The organism is Thiocapsa rosea (assembly GCF_003634315.1).
In the GTDB taxonomy this organism is placed as follows: domain Bacteria; phylum Pseudomonadota; class Gammaproteobacteria; order Chromatiales; family Chromatiaceae; genus Thiocapsa; species Thiocapsa rosea.
Genome location: NZ_RBXL01000001.1, coordinates 1423599 through 1445786, shown reverse-complemented (window position 1 = coordinate 1445786; position 22188 = coordinate 1423599). Strand labels below are relative to the sequence as shown.

Here is a 22188-nt window from a genome sequence, read left to right as displayed (position 1 = left end):
TGGATGTGCTCGTACGACACCTTGCCATCCTCGATGCCGCCCATGACCCACGGATTCATTCAGTCACGAGCTCCCCGAAAAGGTAGCGGATGGTGGTCCAGAATTCGCCAAAGTGCCCGAATACGTCTCGCTGTAAATAGCCGGATACGAATGTGCTGATCTCGTCCTGTGACAAGTCGCTATCCAAAAAGGGCTCAATCGCGTTGGCTCGAAGGGCGTTGAGCTTCGGGATGTCCAGTCCGAGCTTGGTGATGGTTGTCGAGGCGGCCTTGTCGCCATCCGACGCTGGTCTGATCTCGCCGTCTCCGGTGAACCGGAACCGAGCTTCGCAACCATGATCCAGCGGCGAGATCAGCAGATTCGGATCGAACCACTTGTCCTTCCGGTTGCCGCAGTGTCGCGGCTCACCCTTCTTGATCCGACTCTGGCAGGAGCACAGCAGATTGTCGAAATCCAGCGGATCGACCGCCGGGTCATGCTGGGGCCTGAAGTGCTCGATGTGGGAGTCGTCCGAGGTCAGCCGACGCTCGCAGTAGCAGCAGATGCCCCCTTGCTCCGCCACCAACGCCTGCTTCAAGGCATCCTTGGGTGAGCCGGACAGCACTCCGTAGGTGGGTTGCCAATTCGTATTGGCCATCGCCTTCCAAGCCGTAAGCTCCTGCGGCTCCGCTCCTTTTTGAATGTGCTTCACTTGCCGATCAACTCCTTGCGCTTGATGAGCACCCCGGCCTTGGACAGTTCCGGGTCGTTGCCGATCTGCCGCCCCAATTTGGCAATCTCCTGGTTGGCACGGCCCAGGTCTCCAGTGTCGATCTGCTCATAGATCGCGCGAAGTGCGTCTTTGACCTCGTCGGGGCGTGTCGTCTCCAGTCCCATCAGATCCTCCAGCACCCGCTCGACGGTCTTCCCGTAGGACTCCTCTGCACGTAACGCCGTCAGGCCGTGCTCTCCCATCGCCAGGAGGAACAGATTCTCGGGCCGGACATGGGTGATCACATGAGGCGAGTGGGTCGAGATCAGAAACTGGCAGTTCGGAAAGGTCTCCGTCAGCTTCGGGATCAGCATGCGCTGCCATTTGGGGTGGAGGTGCAGATCGATCTCGTCAATCAAAACGACGCCTTCGCCGTCGAGCGAGTTGTCACGAACGGGATTGGCGATGGCCATTCGGCGCGCCAAGTCGCCGATCATAGCCATTAGGCATTTCTCGCCATCGGATAGCTGATTGACGGTCAGCCGTTCGCCGTTCTTGTCTACTTCCATTCGCAGCGGATTCCGCCGCACGCTCAGATTCCTGAAATCCGGCATGAACCGGGATAGCGCGGTCCGCACGGCTTCGAGCTGTGGATCCGGAAACCTAACCGCGGAGTTGTCGGAGAACAAGGACTGCTGATCCCGCCTCGCCTCGTTCTCCAAGTCCTCTCTCTCCCGGAACCACTCGAAAAAGGTTCGAAAGTTGGCGCCGCTCGTCAAGGACTCATCGTAGGTGTCCAAGAGGCCGAAATGATGCTTTGTGCGAATCCGCAGCGGGATATCGACAACCGCGCGATTCACTGGGTAGTAGGCAATCAAGGGCAGATTGACCTGCTCCTTTCGGTCCGTGATTTCGTTCTGGATGCGCTTCGCGGCCTCCGTAGCAAGGATCAAAATCGACGCCGGTTCCTGTTTCCGATGTCCAGACCGCACCTTGGCCAGGTTCCAAATATACGGCTTTTCTTGGACGACAATCTTGAGCCAGAGATTCGCCGAAGGCTCGCCGGTCTTGATGTCCATTTCCTTGATGGGTCGCCCCGACCCACTTGAAGACTTGATCCGATTGACAAGCCACGACAGCAAGAGCGCTACGGCATCCAGTACGCTCGACTTGCCGGCGCCATTCACGCCAACAAAGACGTTCAGCCGCTCATCGAAATCAAGCAACAGATTCTGCGCTCCGCGAAATCTCTCGAGTTTCAATTGCTCGATGTACAACGGGATGACTCCTATGCATCACTTACCCAGTGGATCGACTCCGATGCATCCGATCCGGCGACTGCGCGATTGAACTGAGGTTCCCCCGAAATTTAGTCTTCCAAAGGTGACGTAGACTGTCTGTCACACTGGAGACGATGATGCAGAAAATTCCGAAGCAAGAGTACACCGCCGAGTTCAAGGAACACGCGGCGCAAGCGAGCTGGAATGAATGGTCGGCTCACGCCTGCCGGAGCCGTTCTGCGGCTCGAATCTTGGACTTACGAACCAGATGCTCGATGTACTGGTAGTTTCGCCATTGCCGATCCTCGTCGTCCGATAGGTCGCCTTCGCGGCTGCGCTCGAGAAGCGTGTCGATCTGGGCCTGGAGCGCTTGGCTTGTGCGGAGCGCCATGATCTGCTCCGGTGTGGGCAGGCTGGCGAGAAACTCCATGACGTCCGCCAATCCAGAGAATCCGGCAGCGCCTTCGGCGTCGAGCTCGCGCAAACCAAGGCTTAGAATGCGCGGAAGGCCCTCCTTGCGGGGCGTGAGCGCTGCCGCAAGGTCGTCCGGTATTTGCAGGGTCAGTTGCATGTCGCCTTACTCCGTTTAAAGAACAGGCTTTCTCGAATGGCTGTCCGGAGTATTCGGGCCAGCCAAGGGGGACGTCAAGTTGTAGCGGCCTGTTTCGGAAGCCTGGCCACCAATCGATCTCCGATTCGGTTGGTCCTTCATCGGCACGGTCGACCCGTCGACCTTCACAAATCGGGCCGGTATCGCGTAAGCGTACGGCCCCACAAGGCTGCTGCAAATCCTGGAATGACCTTGCCGAAGCGGATCCCGCCCGGATCCGCTTCGGCGCCGACCGGAGCGACTCGACCCCCTCCGGGATCACGCCGCCCTGACCATCTCCTCCCCCTTCAACCGGCACTCCGCGATCAGCCGGCGCAGGAACTGCTCCGGTGTCGGGGTCTCGCCGAGCAGCTCGCGCTGGCGGCAGACCGTGGCGAAGTCGCCCGGTGTCAGGGTCTCCAGCGCCGTCAGGTACCGTGCGATCTCCGGCGGAACCGGGGCGCCGGCGTCGCCGAGCGCCTCGCGGGCGAACAGGGCGAGGCGCTGGGCCGGCTTGAGTGCACGGAAGTGCATCTTGAAGTCGAACCGCCGCAGCGCCGCGGGGTCGATGCCCGACATCAGGTTGGTTGCCGCGATGAAGATGCCGGGAAAGCCTTCCATCTGCTGCAACAGCTCGTTCACCTGCGTGCGCTCCCAGCCGTGGCGGGCCGCGCGCCGGTCGGCCAGGAAGCTGTCGACCTCGTCCAGCAGCAGGACCGTGTGCGCCGGGTCGCAGTCGCGAAACAGGCGCGCCAGGTTCTGCTCGGTCTCCCCGACATAGGGCGAGACCAGGTCGGAGGCCTGTCGCGCCACCAGCTCGCGGTCGAGCGCCTCGGCCAGCACCTCGGCGAAGGCGGTCTTGCCGGTCCCCGGCGGGCCGTAAAAGCACAGGCTGCCGTGTCCTCGTTCGGCCAGCGCGCGGGCGATGGCGCCCGGCGTGATGTCGCCGGCCAGGTTCAGATAGGCGACGTCGAACACCGTGCCCGTCCGGCGTCGGCGCGGCCCCGGTGTCCCGTGCAGGAGGCTGCGCAGCGCCCCGATGCCGTCGCGGACCGTCTGCTCGGCCGGCGCCTGCGGGTGCAGGTCGAGCAGACGGCGGGCCGCGCCCAGCTGCGCCGGCGCCAGAGCGGCGTCCGCCGCCAGCTCGTCGAGCAGCGCCGGCGGCAGCGCCCTGTCCCCCAGATGGCGCTCGGCCATCCGGCGCCGGACCGACCGCGGCGGGGTCGTGAAGGCAACCGGCAGCAGAAAGCGCCGCAGGAAGGCCGGATCCATCCCGTCGGTGCGGTTGGTGATCCAGATCGCCGGCACCGGGTTCTCCTCCAGGATGCGGTTCATCCAGCCCTTCTGCCGACCCGTGCTGCGCTCCCCGCCGAGCCACGCGAGCAGACCGCCGCCCTCGTCGAACACGTCCTCGACCTCGTCGAAGATCAACACCGCGCCGCCGCGCCGTCCGAGCAGGCGCTGCGCAACCAAATAGGCCGACAGGCGCCCGTCGCGATCGAGCCCGTCCGCGTCCTCGTCGGCACTGCGCACCTGATAGGCACGCAGCCCGCACGCCTCGACCAGGGCACGCGCCAGCTCGGTCTTGCCGGTGCCGGGCGCGCCGTAAAAGAGCGCGTTCACACCGACCGCCCCGGTGGCCGCGGCGCGCGCCAGGGTCGCGCTCAGCCGCGCGCTCTCGGCGGCCAGATGCGGGAAGGCATCCAGGCGCCAGGCACCGGCGGGTGCCGGCTCGATCAGGAGCGCAAGCAACGCCTCGCTGTCCCGCGGCGCGGCATCGAGCACCTCGCGCAGGAGGCTTTGCGGGGCCAGGAAGTCCTCCAGGTCGGACTCGTGACGGTGCTGTCGGTCGAGAAGCCCGAGACTGCACAGCGGGGCGCGCTTGGCCAAGGCCTCGCGCAAGGCACTGGGTTTGATTCCAAGAACCCCTGCCAAGCGCTCCAGATTGGTCCTCCCGCTGCCTCGGCTGCCCGCACGCAAGACACAGCGCAGCGCCTCGGATTGCTCGCGCTGGTCCAGAAAATCGAGCACGCAAAGGCTCGTTTCGTCGAGCCCGAGGACCTCGCCGAGTACGGCGATGGTCGTCGAGACCGGCGTCCGCCCGTCGGCCTTGGCCAGGCGCGTCAAGACAGCGCGCGGCAGTGTCTTGAAGAAGACGTGGACGCGATGCCGGTGGCGGTGATCCAGCGCCTGATCGTCGTCACCCCGCCGGTCGATTTCGATGTGTTTCGAGAGCTGACGGACCATTTCCGACTCGTATCGGACGTCGGCATCGTCGTCCGGCGACTGTTCGTCACTCGGCGGCGGCAACCAGCCCGCGACCGCGTCGGGTGCGAGCAGCGGTAGGGTCAACCGCCACATCGCTTCGAGGGTGTCGTCGGCTCTCAACGCGGCGCGCGCGGCCGGAAAGCTGTCGAGCCACTGCAGGGCGAGACGGGCGAGACGACGCTCGGCGGCCGGGACGGCGCCGAAGTCACGACACCACAGGGTGCGATGCGGGTGTTGACTCATGGTTCTTTGCTCTCTATGTCAAGATTGGAGGCGTCGACCGTCGACGGGCCTGTGCCGGACCGCGTGATGACCGTGCGGCGGTCCGCCGGACCATGGTCTTCGTGGCTCGGGCGACCGGTGACCGGCGACTCTCGATCGGTCGAGCGTCGGTCGAGCGAGGAACCTCGTTGATCGCGTTTTACGGCGAGCTTTTTTTCGAGCGGATTGGATCCGGGTGAAGGGCGTATTGGATCATCCGGATGCCAAACTCCGGCCGCACGCCCGGGTACGCCGACTTCAGTCGGCTCCTGGGGAGGCGGACTTCAGTCCGCCGTGCGAGCGCGCCCAGGCGACTGAGGCCGCCCGAGCGCGGGAGCCGACTGAAGTCGGCGTACCCGGGCGGCGATCTGGACACTTCCGATGTGGCCGAAACGGTGGCCGAGGCCGAGCAGAGCCAGGGTCTCCATTGCTCATCAGACGATAGCAGAGGGTCGCGCTCAGACCAGCATGCTGCGCTCGAAGTCCTACGACGACGTGTTTGTCCTTCGGAAAACTACCGGGAGCGCCCGACGAACGTTGATGTACGGCGCGCCGGTCGGGGCCGAAAGTCGCGCAGCAGATCGGCGAGCGCGGTCAGGGCGTCGTGCGGATCCCCCGGTCCGTAACGCGCGGGGATATAGAGATCCATGAAGCGCTCGACCGTCGGTGCGAGATCCGGCCGTTGCGCGACGACGCGTCCGGCGTAGTCCCTTGGTCCTTCGTTGGGCAGACGGTCGAGTCCGATGCCTGCGAGGCGTTTGCAGAAGCGGGCGTATTCGGCTTGGAGCGGGTCGAGCGGTTTGCGTTCGCGGATCGAGGCGAGCACCAGGATGCCGAGGGTGATGCCGAGGGCGGCGAGCATCAGTGCGACCAGGCCGTACTCGCGCAGCTCGCCCAGCCGCAGCCGCTGCAGCAGGGCCAGTTGATCCTCGACCGAGAAGCCCAGGACCCAATCCTGCCAGGCGGCATCCAGGCTGTCGGCGAAGAGGCGCATGTTGCGCGCGAAACGGGCGAGCGCATCGGCCTGCTCCAGGGTGAAGCGCACCGAAGGGCCGGCGCCGAGCATGCGCGAGGCTCCGCTGTTGTCGACGCGCGAGGGATCCACGGCGGCGGTGGGGTCGACCCGCACCCAGCCGCGTCCGTCGATCAGGACCTCGACCCAGGCATGGGCGTCGGACTGCCAGATCATGTGATAACCGCCGACGCGATTGAGCTCGCCCCCGAGATAGCCGAGGACAATGCGCGAGGGGATGCCTGCCATGCGCATCAAGACGGCGAAGCTACTGGCGTAATGCTCGCAGAAGCCGCGTCGGGTCTCGAAGAGGAACTCGTCGGTCGGGTTTGCGCCGAGGCGCGGCGGCATCAGGGTGTAGTGGAAGGACTCGCGGTTGAAGAACCGCAGACCGGACTGGACCATCTCCCAATCGGTCTCCGAGCGACTCCGCCAATCGTCGGCCAGGCGGCGCATGCGCGGCGTGACGTTGTCCGGGACCTGCAGCCCGGCGGCAAGCCGCGCCGGATCCGGAGGCGCGGTCCGATAGTCGAGCGCTGAGGTCACCCGGTAGCGCTTGACCGCGCTCACGACCCGGCGTGCGATCAATTGGTGATCCGGGCTCAAGGAGGCCCCGTCCGGGACGCTGTCCGGCATGTCCAGCGCGAAGAGCCAGCGTTGATCGGTCGGCTCCAAGGTGACCTCGTAGTCGATCGGGCGAGCCGCTTCCAAGAGCGCGCCGGGGCCGTCCGTGCTGGCGATATCCTTCCCGACCGACCAGCGGCGCCCGTCGGTCTCCCAGAGAACGGGGCCGCGCCAATAGAGCTGATCGGCAGCCGGCGGCATGCCGTCGAAACGGGCGCGAAACGCCAGCTCGCCGTTGAGCACCAGCTCGCTGATCGCGCCCGGCTCGAGACTGTCCGAGATCCCGGTCGTCGCCTTGCTCGGGTCCAAGCCCAGGCTCCACAGCGGGGCACTGAGACGCGGAAACAGCAGGAAGAGGATGAGTGTCAGCGGGAGGGCCTGGAGCGAGAGCCTCACGGCGACGGCAAAGGCACCGCGCCGACGTGCCTCCCCGAGCCCGCCGTTGAGATCGACGAGGAGGGCGATGCCCCCCAAGACCACGGCGCCCAGATAGAGCACCAACCAAGGCGACTGGTCGAACAGGAATTCAACCACGACGAGAAACCCGATCAGGGTCGCGACCAGACGGATATCCGACTTGCGCCGCAGCTCCATGAGCTTGAGCGCCAGCATGGACACGAAGAGCGCCGTGCCGGCATTCTGCCCCGACCAGCCCTGATAGGTCACCGCGGCGTTGGCGACGCCGATCAGGGTCAAGGCCGCCAACGGCCAGGTGCCCGGCAGGACCGCGGGCCAGCGCAGCGACGCAAGACGGATCGCGAAGAGCAGCCCGACGAAGGCGCTGATTTGAAGTGCGAGCTGGCCCCCGAGCGGGAGATAGGCCGCGAGCAGGACCAGCGTGACCCAGAGGACCTGGGCCCGTTCAGGCCGCTCGTTGGAGGGGATCGTTCGCTTGGACATCGTAGAGCGCCAGATGCGTCAGGCAGCGTTGAAGATGGCCGGCGCCACGCCCCGGCGCTTCTTCGAGACCGGGCAGCCGCAGCCCGAAACGGACTTGGGCCTCGGCCGCGTCGAGGACCTGGCGCGTCATCAGGCTGATCCTGGCCTCCGGGTCCGCCGAGGTCAATTCGGCCCAATCGATCCAGACCTCTTCTCCTTGATCCCCTCCGAATTGCTTCACGACGAGCCCGCGCTCGCGTGCGAACGCCTTCCAGTCAATCTGCCCGGGTGAATCGCCGTCGCGATAGGGCCGCGGACCCAGATAATCCTCCATCCCCTCCGGACCTTGCCGGCGGCTCGGCTCGGTGTCGCCCGCAGCGGATCCGGGCTCGGGCGCGACCTGTGCCGGCTTGGGGTAGACCAAGGTCGTCGCATCCGTCCGCACGTAACACCAGGCGCGAAAGAGGTGCAGCGGGAAGCGTGTCTCGACCGTCACCTCGTCGAGCCCCGACAGCCCGCGTCGCAGTGTCGGTCGAGTGATGCGGATCGTGCCGCAGTCCCCGCCCGGGATCGCGATCGACTGATGCCGCGTCTCGCCCGCCGGAATTCCGATGTCGTAACGCGCCCGCTTCCCTTCCGTGCCGACGACGACCTCGAAGCTCGCATCGTCCCCGGCGAAGACCGGAGGTCCGCCACGGGCCTGAATTGAAAGCCCGAGCAGGTTGAACCAGGTGTGGTGCATCGCCACAAGCGCGACGGAGGCGAGAAAAAAGGTAAAAAGCAGCCCCAGGTTGTTCTGATAATTGAGCGAACCCAGCAGCATGACGAAGAGCACCGCAGCGAAACGCAGCCCGTTCCCCGTCGGCAGGATATAGATCTGACGACTGCCGACCCGTGCAACCCCGTCACCCCCACGCGCCACCCGGCGAAACAAATGACTCAACCGTTTAGCCTTAAAGCGCGTCCAGTCGAACATGCCTGATCCTCACCCGAAAAATCCTCGCTTAAGCGGTGTCAACCACGACGGTGATGGACAGTCCCGGCGGTCGCGTCTCCTCGCGATGTCGTGGATAACGCAGGACGCAGCTTAAGCGAGCGTGACATGATCCAGGATCGCACTCACCACCGCCTCTTCGTCGAGCCGCCCCCCGTACTCCGACGCCGCCAGCCGATGCACGACGCAGGACGGCAGGACGGCTTGGATATCCTCCGGGATCACGTAATCGCGGTCGGAAAGCAGCGCCCACGCCTTCGCCGCGCGCAGCATCCCGAGCCCCGCGCGCGGCGAGAGTCCGAGCAGAAACCGCTCGCTGCTGCGCGTGAGCGCAAGGATGGCGTGGACATACTCGATGATGGCGGGAGCGGCATGGACCTCGACGACCTGCTGCTGCAACGCCATCAATTGCGCGCCGGTCAGGGCCGGCTGTTGACGCGCCACCATGGTGCGCCGATCCTCGCCCGCCAGGAGGGCCTTTTCCTGCTCGGCTGCGGGATAGCCGAGCCGGATCCGCATCAGGAACCGATCCAATTGGGATTCCGGCAACGGAAAGGTTCCGACCTGAAAGAGCGGGTTCTGGGTCGCGATAACGAAGAAGGGCTCCGGCAAGGGCCGGGTTTCGCCTTCGACCGTGACCTGGCGCTCTTCCATCGCCTCCAGGAGCGCGCTTTGCGCCTTGGGTGTCGCGCGATTGATCTCGTCGGCGAGCACCAACTGCGAGAAGACGGGGCCGGGATGAAAACGAAACGACTCGGAGGCCCGGTCGTAGACCGACACCCCGATCACGTCGGCCGGCAGCAGATCGCTGGTGAACTGGATCCGGGTGTACTCCAGACCGAGCAGCCGTGCGAGCAGGTGTGCCAAGGTGGTCTTGCCCACGCCGGGCACATCCTCGATCAGGAGATGCCCGCGCGCCATCAGACAGGCCAAGGCGAGCCGCAGCTCGCGGTCCTTGCCGAGGATCACCAGACGTGCAGCCTCGAGCACCCGTTCCCCGAGACCGGCCGAGTCGCTTGAGACCTGCCGGGTCAGATGCATCGCCATAGGGGTATCCGTGAAGGTATCTGGGTTAAACTGACTGGTCTCATAGACTTGGGTTTCCCTTCATGATGGTCGGTGATCCTTACGACGTGGTGGTGGTGGGCGGTGGTCACGCGGGTACCGAAGCGGCGCTTGCGGCGGCCCGCTGCGGTCTGCGCACACTCCTGCTGACCCAGAATATCGAAACCGTCGGCCAGATGAGCTGCAATCCGGCCATCGGGGGCATCGGCAAGGGTCATCTGGTCAAGGAGATCGATGCGCTCGGCGGCCTGATGGCTCGCGCGGCGGATCGCGGCGGTATCCAGTTTCGCATCCTCAACGCCAGCAAGGGACCGGCGGTGCGGGCGACACGCGCTCAGGCCGATCGCATCCTCTACAAGGCTGCGGTGCGCTCGGCGGTCGAGAACCAAGCCGGGCTCACCCTGTTCCAACAATCGGTCGAAGACCTCCTGATCGAGCAGGACCGGGTGGTCGGCGTCGAGACTCAGATGGGGTTGCGCTTTCGCGCGCATGCGGTCGTGCTCACGGTCGGGACCTTCCTGGGCGGTCGCATCCATATCGGACTCTCGAACTATGAGGGCGGACGCGCCGGCGATCCACCGTCGAATGCACTCTCGCGACGTCTGCGCGAGCTGCCGTTTCGTGTGGAGCGCCTCAAGACAGGTACGCCGCCGCGTATCGACGGGCGGAGCATCGATTTCGCGCGTCTCGCCGAGCAGCCGGGCGACGTGCCGGTGCCGGTCTTCTCCTATACGGGCAGCGCCAGCGATCATCCGCGCCAGGTGAGCTGCTACATCACCCACACCAATGCACGCACCCACGAGATCATCCATTCGGGCCTCTCGCGCTCGCCGCTCTACACGGGCGTCATCGCCGGTGTCGGACCGCGCTATTGTCCCTCGATCGAGGACAAGGTGGTGCGCTTCGCCGAGAAGACGTCGCATCAGATCTTCGTCGAGCCGGAGGGGCTCGAGACCCATGAGGTCTATCCGAACGGCATCTCGACCAGCCTGCCTTTCGATATCCAACAGGCATTGGTGCGCTCGATCGTCGGTTTCGAGCACGCGCACATCACCCGTCCGGGCTATGCGATCGAATACGACTTCTTCGATCCGCGAGATCTCAAGCCTTCGTTGGAGACGCGCCATATTCAGGGCCTCTACTTTGCCGGCCAGATCAACGGAACGACCGGCTACGAGGAGGCCGCGGCGCAGGGCCTGCTGGCCGGCGTCAACGCAGCCCTTGCGGTGCAGGGCCGAGACCCCTGGCTGCCGCGTCGCGACGAAGCCTATCTCGGTGTCATGGTTGACGATCTCATCACGCGCGGGACGGCCGAGCCCTACCGGATGTTCACCAGCCGGGCCGAGTATCGGCTGATGCTGCGCGAGGACAACGCCGACCTGCGCCTGACCGAATCGGGCCGACGGCTCGGCTTGGTCGGCGATGCGCAATGGCGTCGTTTCGAGGACAAGCGCGAGGCGATCGAGCGCGAGCGCCAGCGCTTGCGCGAGACCTTCGTGCGTCCCGAGCGGATCGATCAGGCGCTCGCCGAGCGCATTCTCGGCGAGCCGCTGCGGCGCGAGGTGCGCGCCTCCGAGCTGCTCGCCCGCCCGAACGTCGGCTATGCGGGGGTCGTGGCCCTCGCCGGCGATCCGCCCGAGCCTCTGCCCGCCGAGGTCACCGAGCAGCTTGAGATCCAGGCGCGCTATCAGGGTTACATCGAGCGCCAGCGTGACGAGATCGACCGCCATCGTGACCAGGACGCCCGAGCGCTGCCCGAGGATTTCGACTTTGACCAGGTGCGCGGTCTCTCGACCGAGGTGCGCGAGAAGCTCAATCGGGTGCGACCGCACACCCTGGGTCAGGCCGCACGCATCCCCGGCGTGACCCCGGCGGCCGTGTCGCTGCTGCTGATCCATCTGAAGCGGCGCTGCGCCTGATGGCGAGCGCACCCCTCGTCGCTGTCGAAGGTGCATCGGATCTGTCCGGGCGGCTGTCCGCAGGCGCAACGCAACTGGGTCTCGCGCTGGACGTAACGGCGCAAGAGCGCCTGCTGCATCTCATCGCCCTCCTGGCGCGCTGGAACCGGGCCTACAACCTGACCGCGGTGCGCGATCCGCTTGAGATGGTCTCCAAACATCTGCTCGACAGCCTCGCGGTTGCGCCGTTCTTGTTCGGCGAGAGCGTACTGGACCTCGGCACGGGCGCCGGTCTGCCTGGTCTGCCGCTGGCGATCGTCGAGCCGCAACGGCGCTTTTGGCTGCTCGACAGCAACCAGAAGAAGCTGCGATTCGTTCGCCAGGCGGTCTTGGAGCTGCGGCTCGACAACGTCGAAACGGTCCATGCTCGGATGGAGACATACCGGCCGGGGCGAAACTTCAGTACCATAGTGAGTCGTGCCGTCGCGGCCGCCGATCTGCTCGGCGCCGCTCACCGGGATCTGCTGGCGCGTCCGGGCCGATTGCTCCTGATGAAGGGGCGCGACCTCGACGACGTCGCGCGCATGCAAGACCTGTCGAACGGGTCCGTGCACGTCCACCCGCTGCAAATCCCCTTCCTCGACGTCGAGCGCCACCTGATCGAGTTTCGGAGTGACTGAGTCCCCTATGGTCAACATCATCGCCATTGCCAACCAGAAGGGCGGCGTCGGCAAGACCACGACCGCGGTCAATCTGGCGGCCTCGCTGGCCTCGCTCAAGCGGCGCGTCTTGCTGGTCGACCTCGACCCGCAGGGCAACGCCACCATGGGCTGCGGGGTCGACAAGCACAACCTCGCCAACTCGACCTGCGATCTGCTGCTCGGCGACGTGACGTTGGCCGACTGTCTGTGTCGTGTCGAGGACCCCGCGCCGGGCTTCGATCTACTGCCGGCCAACGGGGATCTGACCGCGGCCGAGATCGGGCTGCTCGACTCGCCGGACCGCGAGCGTCGTTTCGCGCGGGTGCTGGCCGATGCGCTCCAGGACTACGAGCTGGTCATCGTCGACTGTCCCCCGTCGCTCAATATGCTTACGGTCAATGCGCTGGTCGCGGCCGGGGGCGTCCTGATCCCGATCCAGTGCGAGTATTACGCCTTGGAAGGCCTATCGGCCCTGATGGACACCATCGAGCAGATCCGCGCCAACCGCAACCCGGAGCTGCGGGTGGAGGGGATCCTGCGCACCATGCACGACCCGCGCAACAACCTCGCCAATCAGGTCTCGACCCAGCTCGTCACCCATTTCAAAGATCAGGTCTATCGCACCATCATCCCGCGCAACGTGCGTCTGGCCGAGGCGCCCAGTCACGGTCTGCCGGCCCTGCTCTATGATCCGGCGTCCAAGGGCGCAGTCGCCTATCTTGCGCTCGCCAGCGAGCTGCTGCGTCGTCGCGAGACGCGTAAGTCCGCGGCCTGAGGCGGGTGACCATGGACAGCGAGCAGAAAACGCCACCGAAGAAAAAGGGGCTGGGACGCGGGCTCGATGCCCTGCTCGGGGCGGCCCGCGCACCGATGGTCGCGGTGTCGAGCCCGGAGGAGGAGCCATCCGCCCCCATGGTCGGCGAGCACGGGAGCGAGCGCGTTACCCGCTTGCCCGTGGAGTGCATCCGGCCCGGACGCTACCAGCCCCGCCACGACTTCGACCCCGATGCCTTGCGCGAGCTCTCCGATTCGATCCTCGCGCAAGGCGTCATCCAGCCGATCGTGGTCCGCCCGCTTGCCGGGGAGAGCTACGAGATCATCGCCGGCGAGCGGCGCTGGCGGGCCTGCCAGCTCGCCGGTCTCGCCGAGATCCCGGTCGTGGTGCGGGAGGTCGACGAGCAGGCCGCGCTGGCGATCGGGCTCATCGAGAACATCCAGCGCGCCGACCTGAATCCGCTGGAAGAAGCCGGTGCGCTTGAGCGCCTGCTCAAAGAGTTCAACCTGACCCACCAGCAGATCGCCGATGCCCTGGGCAAGTCGCGCTCGATGGTGACCAACCTGCTGCGTCTGCTGGATCTCAACCCGGATGTCCGCGACTTTCTCGAGAAGGGCCTGCTGGAGATGGGTCATGCCCGCGCACTGCTTGGCCTGCGGGGGCACGATCAGAGCACGACCGCGGCTCAGGTTGTCAGGGGCGGACTCTCGGTGCGCGAGACCGAGCGCCTGGTGCGCCGGATCCAGCAATCCGGCGAGGCCCTCGGGGCCTCGGAGCACAAGCCCGATCTCGATCCCAACATCCGCAGGCTTCAGACCGACCTGACGGACAAGCTCGGCGCGCGTGTCCAGATTCAGCAGGGCAATCGCGGCGCCGGCAAGCTGGTGATCGCCTACAACAGCCTCGACGAGCTCGACGGCATCCTGGCCCACATCAAGTGATTCGTTTCCCCCCGGAATTTCCGACAGGCCCGAGTCGGCCGTGCGCTCGGTCTATTGCCTTGCTCAATCATGAGGATCGTTTCCGGCTGCGTTCGGAAACGCCGACATCGCGTTGACCCTATATACGTGACCCCTTATACTGCGCGCCGGTGAGCGGTGTGCTCAACCAAACCATGACGATCTGATGCATCAGCCGGACACGCTCCAGGCCAAAAGGGTCCTGAAACTCCAGAGTCTCCTTGGCTTGGCCTCGGTGGTATTCGCCCTCCCGTTCGGCGTCTCGGTTACCGTCTCGGTCCTTGTCGGGGCCGGCTCTTGCTTGGTGGCCAATGCCTTGTTCGCGGCCCTGGTCTTTCGCGGTTATCGCGCCCGGGAGCCCGCGCGGCTGGTCATGCGCATTTATGGTGCCGAGATCCTGAAGATCGTCTTGATTCTAGGCTTGTTCACGATCGCCTTCGTGACCCTGGACGACCTTAACCTCCCGGTGTTGCTTGGCGCCTATCTCGCGGTCCAGGTCATCCCGACCCTGATTGCGGCTCAAACGCCCGAACGAACCACGAAGTGAGAGACGATCGATGGCTGCTTCCGAAACGCTCACCTCCCAGGATTATATCCAGCATCACCTCACCAACCTGACACTCGGGGTTCATCCCGAGCAGGGTTTCGGCTTCGCGCGTTCCAGTGCCGAGGCAGCCGAGATGGGATTCTGGGCGATCAACGTCGACACCATGTTCTTCTCCATCCTTCTCGGATACCTCTTTATTTGGTTCTTCCGACGCGTGGCCGAGAAGATGACCGTCGGCGTGCCGAGCGGGGCTCAAAACTTCGTCGAGTGGATCGTTGATTTCGTCGAAGAGAACGTCCGCGGCTCGTTCACCGCGAAGAACCCGCTGGTCGGGCCTCTTGCCCTGACGATCTTCGCCTGGGTCTTCTTAATGAATCTGATGGACCTGATCCCGGTCGATCTGATCCCGCATCTCTTCGGGCAGCTCATGTCGCTGTTCGGTGCGGACCCGCATCATGTCTTCCTGCGCATCGTGCCGACCACCGACCCGAATGCGACCTTCGGCATGGCGCTCGTGGTCTTCGGTCTCGTGCTCTATTACAGCGTCAAGATGAAGGGCATCGGGGGCTTCGCCGCCGAGCTGACGATGCAGCCGTTCGGCAAGTGGGGCATGCCTGCCAACCTCCTGCTCGAAGGCATCAGTCTCCTCTCGAAGCCGCTTTCGCTGGCACTGCGTCTGTTCGGCAACATGTATGCGGGCGAGATGATCTTCATCCTGATCGCGCTGCTCTACGGCAGCAGTATGGTGTTGAATATCACCGGCGGAATGCTGCAGTTCGTCTGGGCCGTGTTCCATATCCTCATCATTACGCTGCAGGCTTTCATCTTCATGGTGCTGACCGTCGTCTATCTCGACATGGCCCACCAGGAGCATCACTAACCCGTTTTTCCTGCTCTAACACTGTTCATTACTGGAGAGAATCATGGAACTCGAAGTCGCTAACCTGTTCGCCGACGTCATCAAGTTCATCGGTGCAGGCTTGATGCTGGGTCTCGGCGCGGTCGGCGCCGGCGTCGGTATCGGTATCCTGGGTGGTCGCTTTCTCGAAGGCGCAGCCCGTCAGCCCGAGCTGATCCCGATGCTCCGCACCCAGTTCTTCATTGTTATGGGTCTGGTCGACGCGCTGCCTGTCATCGCGATCGCCATGGGTCTGTTCGTGATGTTCGCTGCCTGACACCCATCCCACTTCCGCCGGGGTCGAGGCTCCTGGCCCTGTTCCCGGACGCGGTATGAGGCATAGGCACGAGGCAACGCTATGAATATCAATCTGACCCTGTTCGCCCAGATGATCGCCTTCGCGGTGTTCGTCGGGTTCTGTATGAAGTTTATCTGGCCGCCGATCGTGAATGCGTTGGCGGAGCGCAAAGCGAAGATCGCCGAGGGTCTCGCCGCGGCCGAGCGCGGTCATCAAGAGAAGGCGCTCGGGGAGCAGCGCGCCCTCGTCCTCATCAAGGACGCCAAGGCCGCTGCCGCCGATATCGTCGCGCAGGCTCAGAAGCGGGCAACCGAGATCGTGGAAGAGGCCAAGGTGGACGCGCGCAGCGAAAGCGGCCGTGTGGTCGCCGCCGCCCAAGCCGAGATCGACCGGGAAACCAACCGTGCCCGCGAAGAGCTTCGCGAGCGGGTTGCCACGCTTGCCGTCGCCGCCGCCGAGAAGATCCTCCAGAAGGAGATCGACATCAAGGCGCACAAGGGCCTCGTCGAATCGTTCGCCAAGCAGCTTTAGGGAACACCCATGGCCGGAGACATCACCACCATCGCGCGGCCTTACGCAGAGGCCGTGTTCGAGCGCGCGAAAGAGGTCGGTCAGTTGGACGCCTGGTCGCAAGCTCTCGAGATGCTCTCGGCCGTCGTGGGCGATCCCCAGATGGCCGAGCAGATCGCCAACCCGAACGTGCCCCGCGAGCGCATCCGCGACATCATCCTCGAGGTCTGCGGCGATGATCTCCTGCCCGAGGCATCCAATCTCCTGGGGTTGCTGACCGAGAACGCCAGGCTTGCGGCATTGCCCGAGATCACAAGACTCTTCGAGGCGAGCCGGACCGCCGATCAAGGCGTGCGCCATGTGCTGATTCGCAGCGCATTCGACGTGAGCGAATCCGAGCAGGCGGCGGTTTCCGCCGCGCTCGCGAAACGCTTCGGCGGGCAGGTCGAGGTCACCGTCGAGACCGACAGCACCCTGATCGGCGGGATCGAGATTCGCGCCGGGGACCTTGTCATCGACGACTCGGTCCGCGGCAAGCTCAAGCAACTGGCTCACGCATTGCAATTCTGAACGGGACACCGCCATGCAACTGAATCCTTCCGAGATCAGCGATCTCATCAAACAAAAGATCGAGAAGCTCGATCTTCAGACCGAGGCGCGGACCGAAGGCACCATCGTCAGCTTGACCGACGGGATCGTGCGCGTGCACGGTCTCTCGGACGCCAAGTATTACGAGATGCTGGAGTTCCCCGGCGACGCCTTCGGGCTTGCGTTGAACCTCGAGCGCGACTCGGTCGGCGCGGTGGTCTTGGGTGAATACACCCATTTGTCCGAAGGCGATTGGGTGCGCTGCACCGGACGCGTCCTCGAGGTGCCGGTCGGCGAAGGGCTGCTCGGGCGCGTCGTCGATGCGTTGGGCAACCCGATCGACGGCAAGGGACCGATTCAGGCATCCGGCACCGCCCCGATCGAGAAGGTCGCCCCCGGCGTCATTGCCCGTCAGTCGGTCGACGAGCCGGTTCAGACCGGTCTGAAGGCAATCGATGCGATGGTGCCGGTGGGTCGTGGACAGCGCGAGCTGATCATCGGCGACCGCCAGACCGGTAAGACCGCTGTCGCCGTGGACGCCATCATCAACCAGAAAGGCACCGGCGTTAAGTGTATCTACGTCGCCATCGGGCAGAAGAACTCCTCGATTGCCGCGCTGGTGCGCAAGCTCGAAGAGCACGGCGCGATGGATCACACCATCATCGTAGCCGCTGCCGCCGCCGAATCGGCCGCGATGCAGTACATCGCGCCCTATGCCGGCTGCACCATGGGCGAGTACTTCCGCGACAAGGGCGAAGACGCCCTGATCGTCTACGATGATTTGACCAAGCAGGCGTGGGCCTATCGCCAAGTTTCGCTGTTGCTGCGTCGTCCTCCGGGTCGCGAAGCCTATCCCGGCGACGTCTTCTATCTCCATTCCCGCTTGCTTGAGCGCGCCGCACGCGTCAACGCACACTATGTGGAGCAGGCCACCGGCGGCGCCGTGAAAGGCAAGACCGGATCCTTGACCGCGCTGCCGATCATCGAGACGCAGGCCGGCGACGTCTCGGCCTTCGTCCCGACCAACGTCATCTCGATCACGGATGGTCAGATCTTCCTCGAGACCGACCTCTTCAACGCCGGTATTCGACCCGCCATCAATGCCGGTCTGTCCGTGTCGCGTGTCGGCGGTGCTGCCCAAACGAAGATCATCAAGAAGCTCGGCGGCGGTATCCGTCTCGCGCTCGCTCAGTATCGCGAGCTCGCGGCCTTCTCGCAGTTCGCGTCCGACCTCGACGAAGCCACCCGCAAGCAGTTGCAGCGTGGCGAGCGCGTCACGGAGCTGATGAAGCAGTTCCAGTACTCGCCCATGAGTGTCGGTCAGATGGCGGTATCGCTCTTCGCGGCCAACGAAGGCTATCTCGACGATGTCGACGTCAAGAAGATCGTCGACTTCGAGCAGGCGATGCAGAGCTACATGAAGTCGGCCCAGGCGGCGTTGATCGAGCAGATCGATACGACCGGCGATTACAGCGCGGAGATCCAGACCGCGCTGCACGAGGCCATCAAGGCATTCAAAGCCAACAACACCTGGTAGGGCAGCCGCCAGCCATCAGCGGCCGGCCTCCTCAGGGGGGCCTCCTCAGGGGGGCCGGTATAGCTGGCGTTGTGCGTCTTGACACGTATCGAACCTTCACCACCTCGGCGCTCGCGCCGGAGGCTGGCCGCTGAAGGCCGGGAGCTAACATATGGCAGCCGCCAAAGAAATTCGCACGAAGATTGCGAGCATCAAGAGCACGCAAAAGATCACCGGCGCCATGCAAATGGTGGCGGCTTCCAAGATGCGCAAGGCGCAGGACCGGATGGCGGCGTCGAAGCCTTATTCCGAGAAGATGCTTCAGGTCATCAGCCATCTGGCGCGGGCGACACCCGAATATCGTCATTCGTTCATGGCACTGGAGCGACCGCACAAGCGTGTCGGCTACATTGTGGTCTCGTCCGACAAGGGGCTCTGCGGCGGACTCAACAGCAATCTTTTTCGTCGCCTTGTCATCGACATCAAAGAGAAGCGCACGGCCGGAACCGAGCCCGCATTCTGTACCATCGGATCCAAGGCGCTGGGCTTTTTCAAGCGCTTCGGCGGGGACGTCAAGGCACAGGTCACCAACCTCGGCGACAAGCCGCACATCGAGGACTTGATCGGACCCGTGAAGGTTATGTTGGATGCCTTCGAGGCCAAAGAGCTCGACGCCATCTATATTGCGAGCAACGAATTCGTCAACACCATGACCCAGCGTCCCATGATCCGGCAATTGGTGCCAATCATCGGTGAAGAGCAGTCCGCGATGCCCTATCACTGGGATTACATCTACGAGCCCGATGCGCACACGGTGCTCGATGCCCTGTTGACCCGTTATATCGAGTCGCTCGTCTACCAAGCGGTGGTCGAGAACGGCGCCTGCGAGCAAGCCTCGCGCATGGTCGCGATGAAGTCGGCCTCGGACAATGCCGGCGACCTGATCGGCGAGCTTCAGCTCATTTACAACAAGGCCCGACAGGCTGCGATCACCCAAGAGATCTCCGAGATCGTGAGCGGCGCGGCCGCCGTGTGATCGCCCGATAGGTCGCAGTCGCTCGCGCCCAGCGCTCGGACATCGAGTGCTCGCATACAAACAGAATCGCTATTGGCCGGAAGGCATAAGAGGAAAAGACTATGAGCTCTGGTAACGTGGTGGAGATCATCGGAGCCGTCGTGGACGTTCAGTTCCCGCGCGGCGAGATACCCAAGGTCTATGAGGCGCTCAAGATCGAGTCGACGGGGCTGACCCTCGAGGTTCAGCAACAGCTCGGCGACGGCGTCGTGCGCGCGATCGCCATGGGATCCACCGATGGTCTGCAGCGCGGCATCCCCGCACTTGCCACCGGCGCACCGATCCAGGTGCCGGTCGGGCAGAAGACGCTCGGCCGCATCATGGACGTGCTGGGCAACCCCATCGACGAGCTGGGCGATGTCGAGTCCGAGGAGCGCTGGTCGATCCACCGTTCCGCACCGCCGTTCGAAGACCAGGCGACCTCCACCGAGATCTTGGAGACCGGCATCAAGGTCATCGACCTCATCATGCCCATCCCCAAGGGCGGCAAGGTCGGCCTCTTCGGCGGCGCCGGTGTCGGCAAGACCGTGACCCTGATGGAGCTGATCCGCAACATCGCCGCCGAGCATTCCGGCTTCTCCGTATTCGCCGGCGTCGGCGAGCGCACCCGCGAGGGCAACGACTTCTATCACGAGATGAAGGAGTCGAACGTTCTCGACAAGGTGGCCCTGGTCTACGGCCAGATGAACGAGCCGCCCGGCAACCGTCTTCGCGTCGCGCTAACCGGTCTGACCATGGCCGAGTTCTTCCGCGAAGAGGGCCGGGACGTCCTGCTCTTCGTCGACAACATCTACCGCTACACCTTGGCCGGAACCGAGGTCTCGGCGCTCTTGGGCCGCATGCCCTCCGCCGTAGGTTACCAGCCGACACTGGCCTCCGAGATGGGCGCGCTGCAGGAGCGCATCACCTCCACGCGCACCGGCTCCATCACCTCCTTCCAGGCGGTGTACGTCCCCGCGGACGACTTGACCGACCCGTCGCCGGCGACCACCTTTGCGCATTTGGACGCGACCCTCGTGTTGTCCCGTCAGATCGCCGAGCTGGGCATCTACCCGGCCGTGGATCCGCTGGACTCCACCAGCCGAATCCTCGACCCGAACGTGGTCGGCCAGGAGCACTACCAGACCGCGCGTGCGGTGCAGGGCACCTTGCAGCGCTACAAGGAACTCAAGGACATCATCGCCATCCTCGGTATGGACGAGCTCTCCGACGACGACAAGCTCGCCGTGTCGCGTGCCCGCAAGATCCAGCGCTTCCTCTCGCAGCCCTTCTTCGTGGCCGAGGTCTTCACCGGCTCGCCCGGCAAGTTCGTGTCCGTCAAAGACACCATCAAGGACTTCAAGGCGATCGTGAGCGGCGACTACGATCACCTGCCCGAGCAGGCCTTCTATATGGTCGGCGGCATCGAAGAAGCAGTGGCCAAGGCCGAGAAGATGGGTAGCTAAAACGCGGCCTGAGCGACGTGCGCTGTTCATGGCCTTGGTCGAGCGGCGCACTTCTCGACAGATGTCGGAGCTGCCGCGTTTTAGGATTTTATTTTTTCATTTTAAACCGCGTCGGCACAGAGGGACTGAAGTCCGCTTCGGACCGATTCCGCGAGAACGTCATGTTTGACAACATGACGCGGTTTAATAGGGGTGCACTATGGCGATGACAATTCACGTCGATATCGTAAGCGCCGAAGGGGCGATTCATTCGGGTCAGGCGACCATGGTGTACGCGACCGCCCAGCTGGGCGAGGTCGGTATCGCGCCCCGGCACACCGCGTTCATCAGCCGTCTGAAGCCGGGTGACGTACGGGTCGAGAACGAGCACGGCGAGCAGGAGCATTTCTATGTCTCCGGCGGCATGCTCGAGGTCCAGCCGCATGTCGTGACCGTCTTGGCCGATACCGCGATCCGTGCGCGTGACCTCGACGAGGCCGCGGCGCTCGACGCCAAGCGCCGTGCCGAGGAGGCATTAGCCGGTCAGACCGCTCAGTTCGAGTACGCCAAGGCCCAAGCCGAGCTGGCCGAGGCGATCGCACAGTTGCGAGCGATCGAGAAGCTCCGCAAGATGAAGGGCTGATCCGTCCGGATCGCTTCTTGAGTTTACGAATTCATAGGCCCGCTCGGACACGCGCGGGCCGTTCGTTCTACGAGGCATCGCCTCGACCCTCTTCCTGCTCCCCTTGTTCGCCACGCCGCACCGGCGACCCGCAAGGGGGCCCCGCCGGCCCATCCTGACCCGGAGGCGAACCCCATCATGACCGAACAGCTCATCAGCGCCGGCAAGCTTGTCGCACTGACCTACCGAATCGAGGACGGGCAGGGCAACATCCTGGAGCAGACCGATATCCCGGTCAGCTATATTCACGGCGGTCAGAACGAGCTGATCGGCGGCATGGGTGCGGCCGTCGACGGGCGCCGCGCCGGCGACGCGGTCGAGCTGGTTCTGGGACCGGATCAAGGCTTCGGCGCGTATGATCCCGACCTGATCTTTACCGACACCTTGGAGAACGTGCCGACCGAATTCAGGTTTGTCGGTGCCGAGGTGCAGATGGAGAACGAGGCGGGGGAAACGCGCCAGTTCCACGTCACCCGGATCGAGGACGGCAAGCTCATCCTCGACGGCAACCATCCGCTTGCCGGCAAGACGCTGCGCGTGCATGTCCGGATCGAGGAGGTGCGCGAGCCGACACATGCGGAGTTGACGGCCGACCTTGGCGGGGGTGGTATGCTCCCGGGTGGCGGTCTGCACTGATCCGACGTTCGAAGAGGG

General features: G+C 64.4%; 21 protein-coding genes. 14 read left to right on the top strand and 7 right to left on the bottom strand.

Going from position 1 to position 22188, the window contains the following annotated elements:
• Positions 1 to 55: 55 nt before the first annotated feature.
• The 7 genes from BDD21_RS06635 to BDD21_RS06605 form a co-directional block, all read right to left on the bottom strand.
• On the bottom strand, positions 56 to 691 hold the full coding sequence (locus BDD21_RS06635; RefSeq protein ID WP_120796485.1) for a retron system putative HNH endonuclease: 636 nt from the start codon (positions 689 to 691) through the stop codon (positions 56 to 58).
• The gene (locus tag BDD21_RS06630; RefSeq protein ID WP_120796484.1) at positions 688 to 1968 is read right to left on the bottom strand and encodes an AAA family ATPase; all 1281 of its coding nucleotides are present in this window, start codon (positions 1966 to 1968) and stop codon (positions 688 to 690) included. The genes BDD21_RS06635 and BDD21_RS06630 overlap by 4 nt, the downstream gene beginning before the upstream one ends.
• 220 nt (positions 1969 to 2188) lie before the next feature.
• Positions 2189 to 2542 (bottom strand): hypothetical protein, encoded by a 354-nt coding sequence (locus tag BDD21_RS06625; protein ID WP_120796483.1) that lies wholly within the window; start codon positions 2540 to 2542, stop codon positions 2189 to 2191.
• Positions 2543 to 2839: 297 nt separating this feature from the next.
• Positions 2840 to 5071: an AAA family ATPase gene (locus BDD21_RS06620; protein WP_120796482.1), complete on the bottom strand. Its 2232-nt coding sequence runs from the start codon at positions 5069 to 5071 to the stop codon at positions 2840 to 2842.
• Positions 5072 to 5603: 532 nt separating this feature from the next.
• Entirely contained in the window at positions 5604 to 7625 is a 2022-nt protein-coding gene (locus BDD21_RS06615; protein WP_120796481.1) for a transglutaminase TgpA family protein, read from the bottom strand.
• A complete protein-coding gene (locus tag BDD21_RS06610; RefSeq protein ID WP_120796480.1) occupies positions 7588 to 8580 on the bottom strand; it encodes a DUF58 domain-containing protein in 993 nt (330 codons plus the stop codon). The genes BDD21_RS06615 and BDD21_RS06610 overlap by 38 nt, the downstream gene beginning before the upstream one ends.
• 111 nt (positions 8581 to 8691) lie before the next feature.
• The gene (locus BDD21_RS06605) at positions 8692 to 9639 is read right to left on the bottom strand and encodes an AAA family ATPase (protein ID WP_120799785.1); all 948 of its coding nucleotides are present in this window, start codon (positions 9637 to 9639) and stop codon (positions 8692 to 8694) included.
• Positions 9640 to 9707: 68 nt separating this feature from the next.
• Between BDD21_RS06605 and mnmG the strand changes: the two genes are divergently transcribed.
• The 14 genes from mnmG (at position 9708) to BDD21_RS06535 (ending at position 22170) form a co-directional block, all read left to right on the top strand.
• Positions 9708 to 11582, top strand: a complete 1875-nt coding sequence (mnmG, locus tag BDD21_RS06600) for a tRNA uridine-5-carboxymethylaminomethyl(34) synthesis enzyme MnmG (RefSeq protein ID WP_120796479.1) — start codon at positions 9708 to 9710, stop codon at positions 11580 to 11582.
• Positions 11582 to 12241: a 16S rRNA (guanine(527)-N(7))-methyltransferase RsmG gene (rsmG, locus tag BDD21_RS06595; RefSeq protein WP_120796478.1), complete on the top strand. Its 660-nt coding sequence runs from the start codon at positions 11582 to 11584 to the stop codon at positions 12239 to 12241. The genes mnmG and rsmG overlap by 1 nt, the downstream gene beginning before the upstream one ends.
• A 7-nt stretch (positions 12242 to 12248) precedes the next feature.
• Positions 12249 to 13037 carry a ParA family protein gene (locus tag BDD21_RS06590; protein ID WP_120796477.1) on the top strand — a complete coding sequence of 263 codons (789 nt, stop codon included), beginning with the start codon at positions 12249 to 12251 and terminating at the stop codon, positions 13035 to 13037.
• An 11-nt stretch (positions 13038 to 13048) separates the two neighbouring features.
• Complete coding sequence (locus BDD21_RS06585; RefSeq protein ID WP_120796476.1) at positions 13049 to 13978, top strand: ParB/RepB/Spo0J family partition protein; 930 nt, start codon at positions 13049 to 13051, stop codon at positions 13976 to 13978.
• 184 nt (positions 13979 to 14162) lie between these two features.
• A complete protein-coding gene (locus tag BDD21_RS06580; RefSeq protein ID WP_120796475.1) occupies positions 14163 to 14543 on the top strand; it encodes an ATP synthase subunit I in 381 nt (126 codons plus the stop codon).
• A 10-nt stretch (positions 14544 to 14553) separates the two neighbouring features.
• The gene (gene atpB / locus BDD21_RS06575; RefSeq protein ID WP_120796474.1) at positions 14554 to 15423 is read left to right on the top strand and encodes a F0F1 ATP synthase subunit A; all 870 of its coding nucleotides are present in this window, start codon (positions 14554 to 14556) and stop codon (positions 15421 to 15423) included.
• 43 nt (positions 15424 to 15466) lie between these two features.
• Positions 15467 to 15718 carry a F0F1 ATP synthase subunit C gene (atpE, locus tag BDD21_RS06570; RefSeq protein ID WP_007193473.1) on the top strand — a complete coding sequence of 84 codons (252 nt, stop codon included), beginning with the start codon at positions 15467 to 15469 and terminating at the stop codon, positions 15716 to 15718.
• Positions 15719 to 15799: 81 nt separating this feature from the next.
• Complete coding sequence (locus BDD21_RS06565; RefSeq protein WP_120796473.1) at positions 15800 to 16270, top strand: F0F1 ATP synthase subunit B; 471 nt, start codon at positions 15800 to 15802, stop codon at positions 16268 to 16270.
• A gap of 9 nt (positions 16271 to 16279) precedes the next feature.
• Positions 16280 to 16819, top strand: coding sequence for a F0F1 ATP synthase subunit delta (locus BDD21_RS06560; protein WP_120796472.1), 540 nt, complete (start codon positions 16280 to 16282; stop codon positions 16817 to 16819).
• 13 nt (positions 16820 to 16832) lie between these two features.
• Positions 16833 to 18374, top strand: a complete 1542-nt coding sequence (gene atpA / locus BDD21_RS06555; RefSeq protein ID WP_120796471.1) for a F0F1 ATP synthase subunit alpha — start codon at positions 16833 to 16835, stop codon at positions 18372 to 18374.
• 151 nt (positions 18375 to 18525) lie between these two features.
• Entirely contained in the window at positions 18526 to 19389 is an 864-nt protein-coding gene (gene atpG / locus BDD21_RS06550; RefSeq protein WP_120796470.1) for a F0F1 ATP synthase subunit gamma, read from the top strand.
• Between the two features lie 101 nt (positions 19390 to 19490).
• A complete protein-coding gene (gene atpD / locus BDD21_RS06545; RefSeq protein ID WP_120796469.1) occupies positions 19491 to 20873 on the top strand; it encodes a F0F1 ATP synthase subunit beta in 1383 nt (460 codons plus the stop codon).
• 199 nt (positions 20874 to 21072) lie between these two features.
• Positions 21073 to 21495, top strand: coding sequence for a F0F1 ATP synthase subunit epsilon (locus BDD21_RS06540; protein WP_120796468.1), 423 nt, complete (start codon positions 21073 to 21075; stop codon positions 21493 to 21495).
• Between the two features lie 177 nt (positions 21496 to 21672).
• Positions 21673 to 22170, top strand: a complete 498-nt coding sequence (locus tag BDD21_RS06535; RefSeq protein WP_120796467.1) for an FKBP-type peptidyl-prolyl cis-trans isomerase — start codon at positions 21673 to 21675, stop codon at positions 22168 to 22170.
• Positions 22171 to 22188 lie beyond the last annotated feature (18 nt).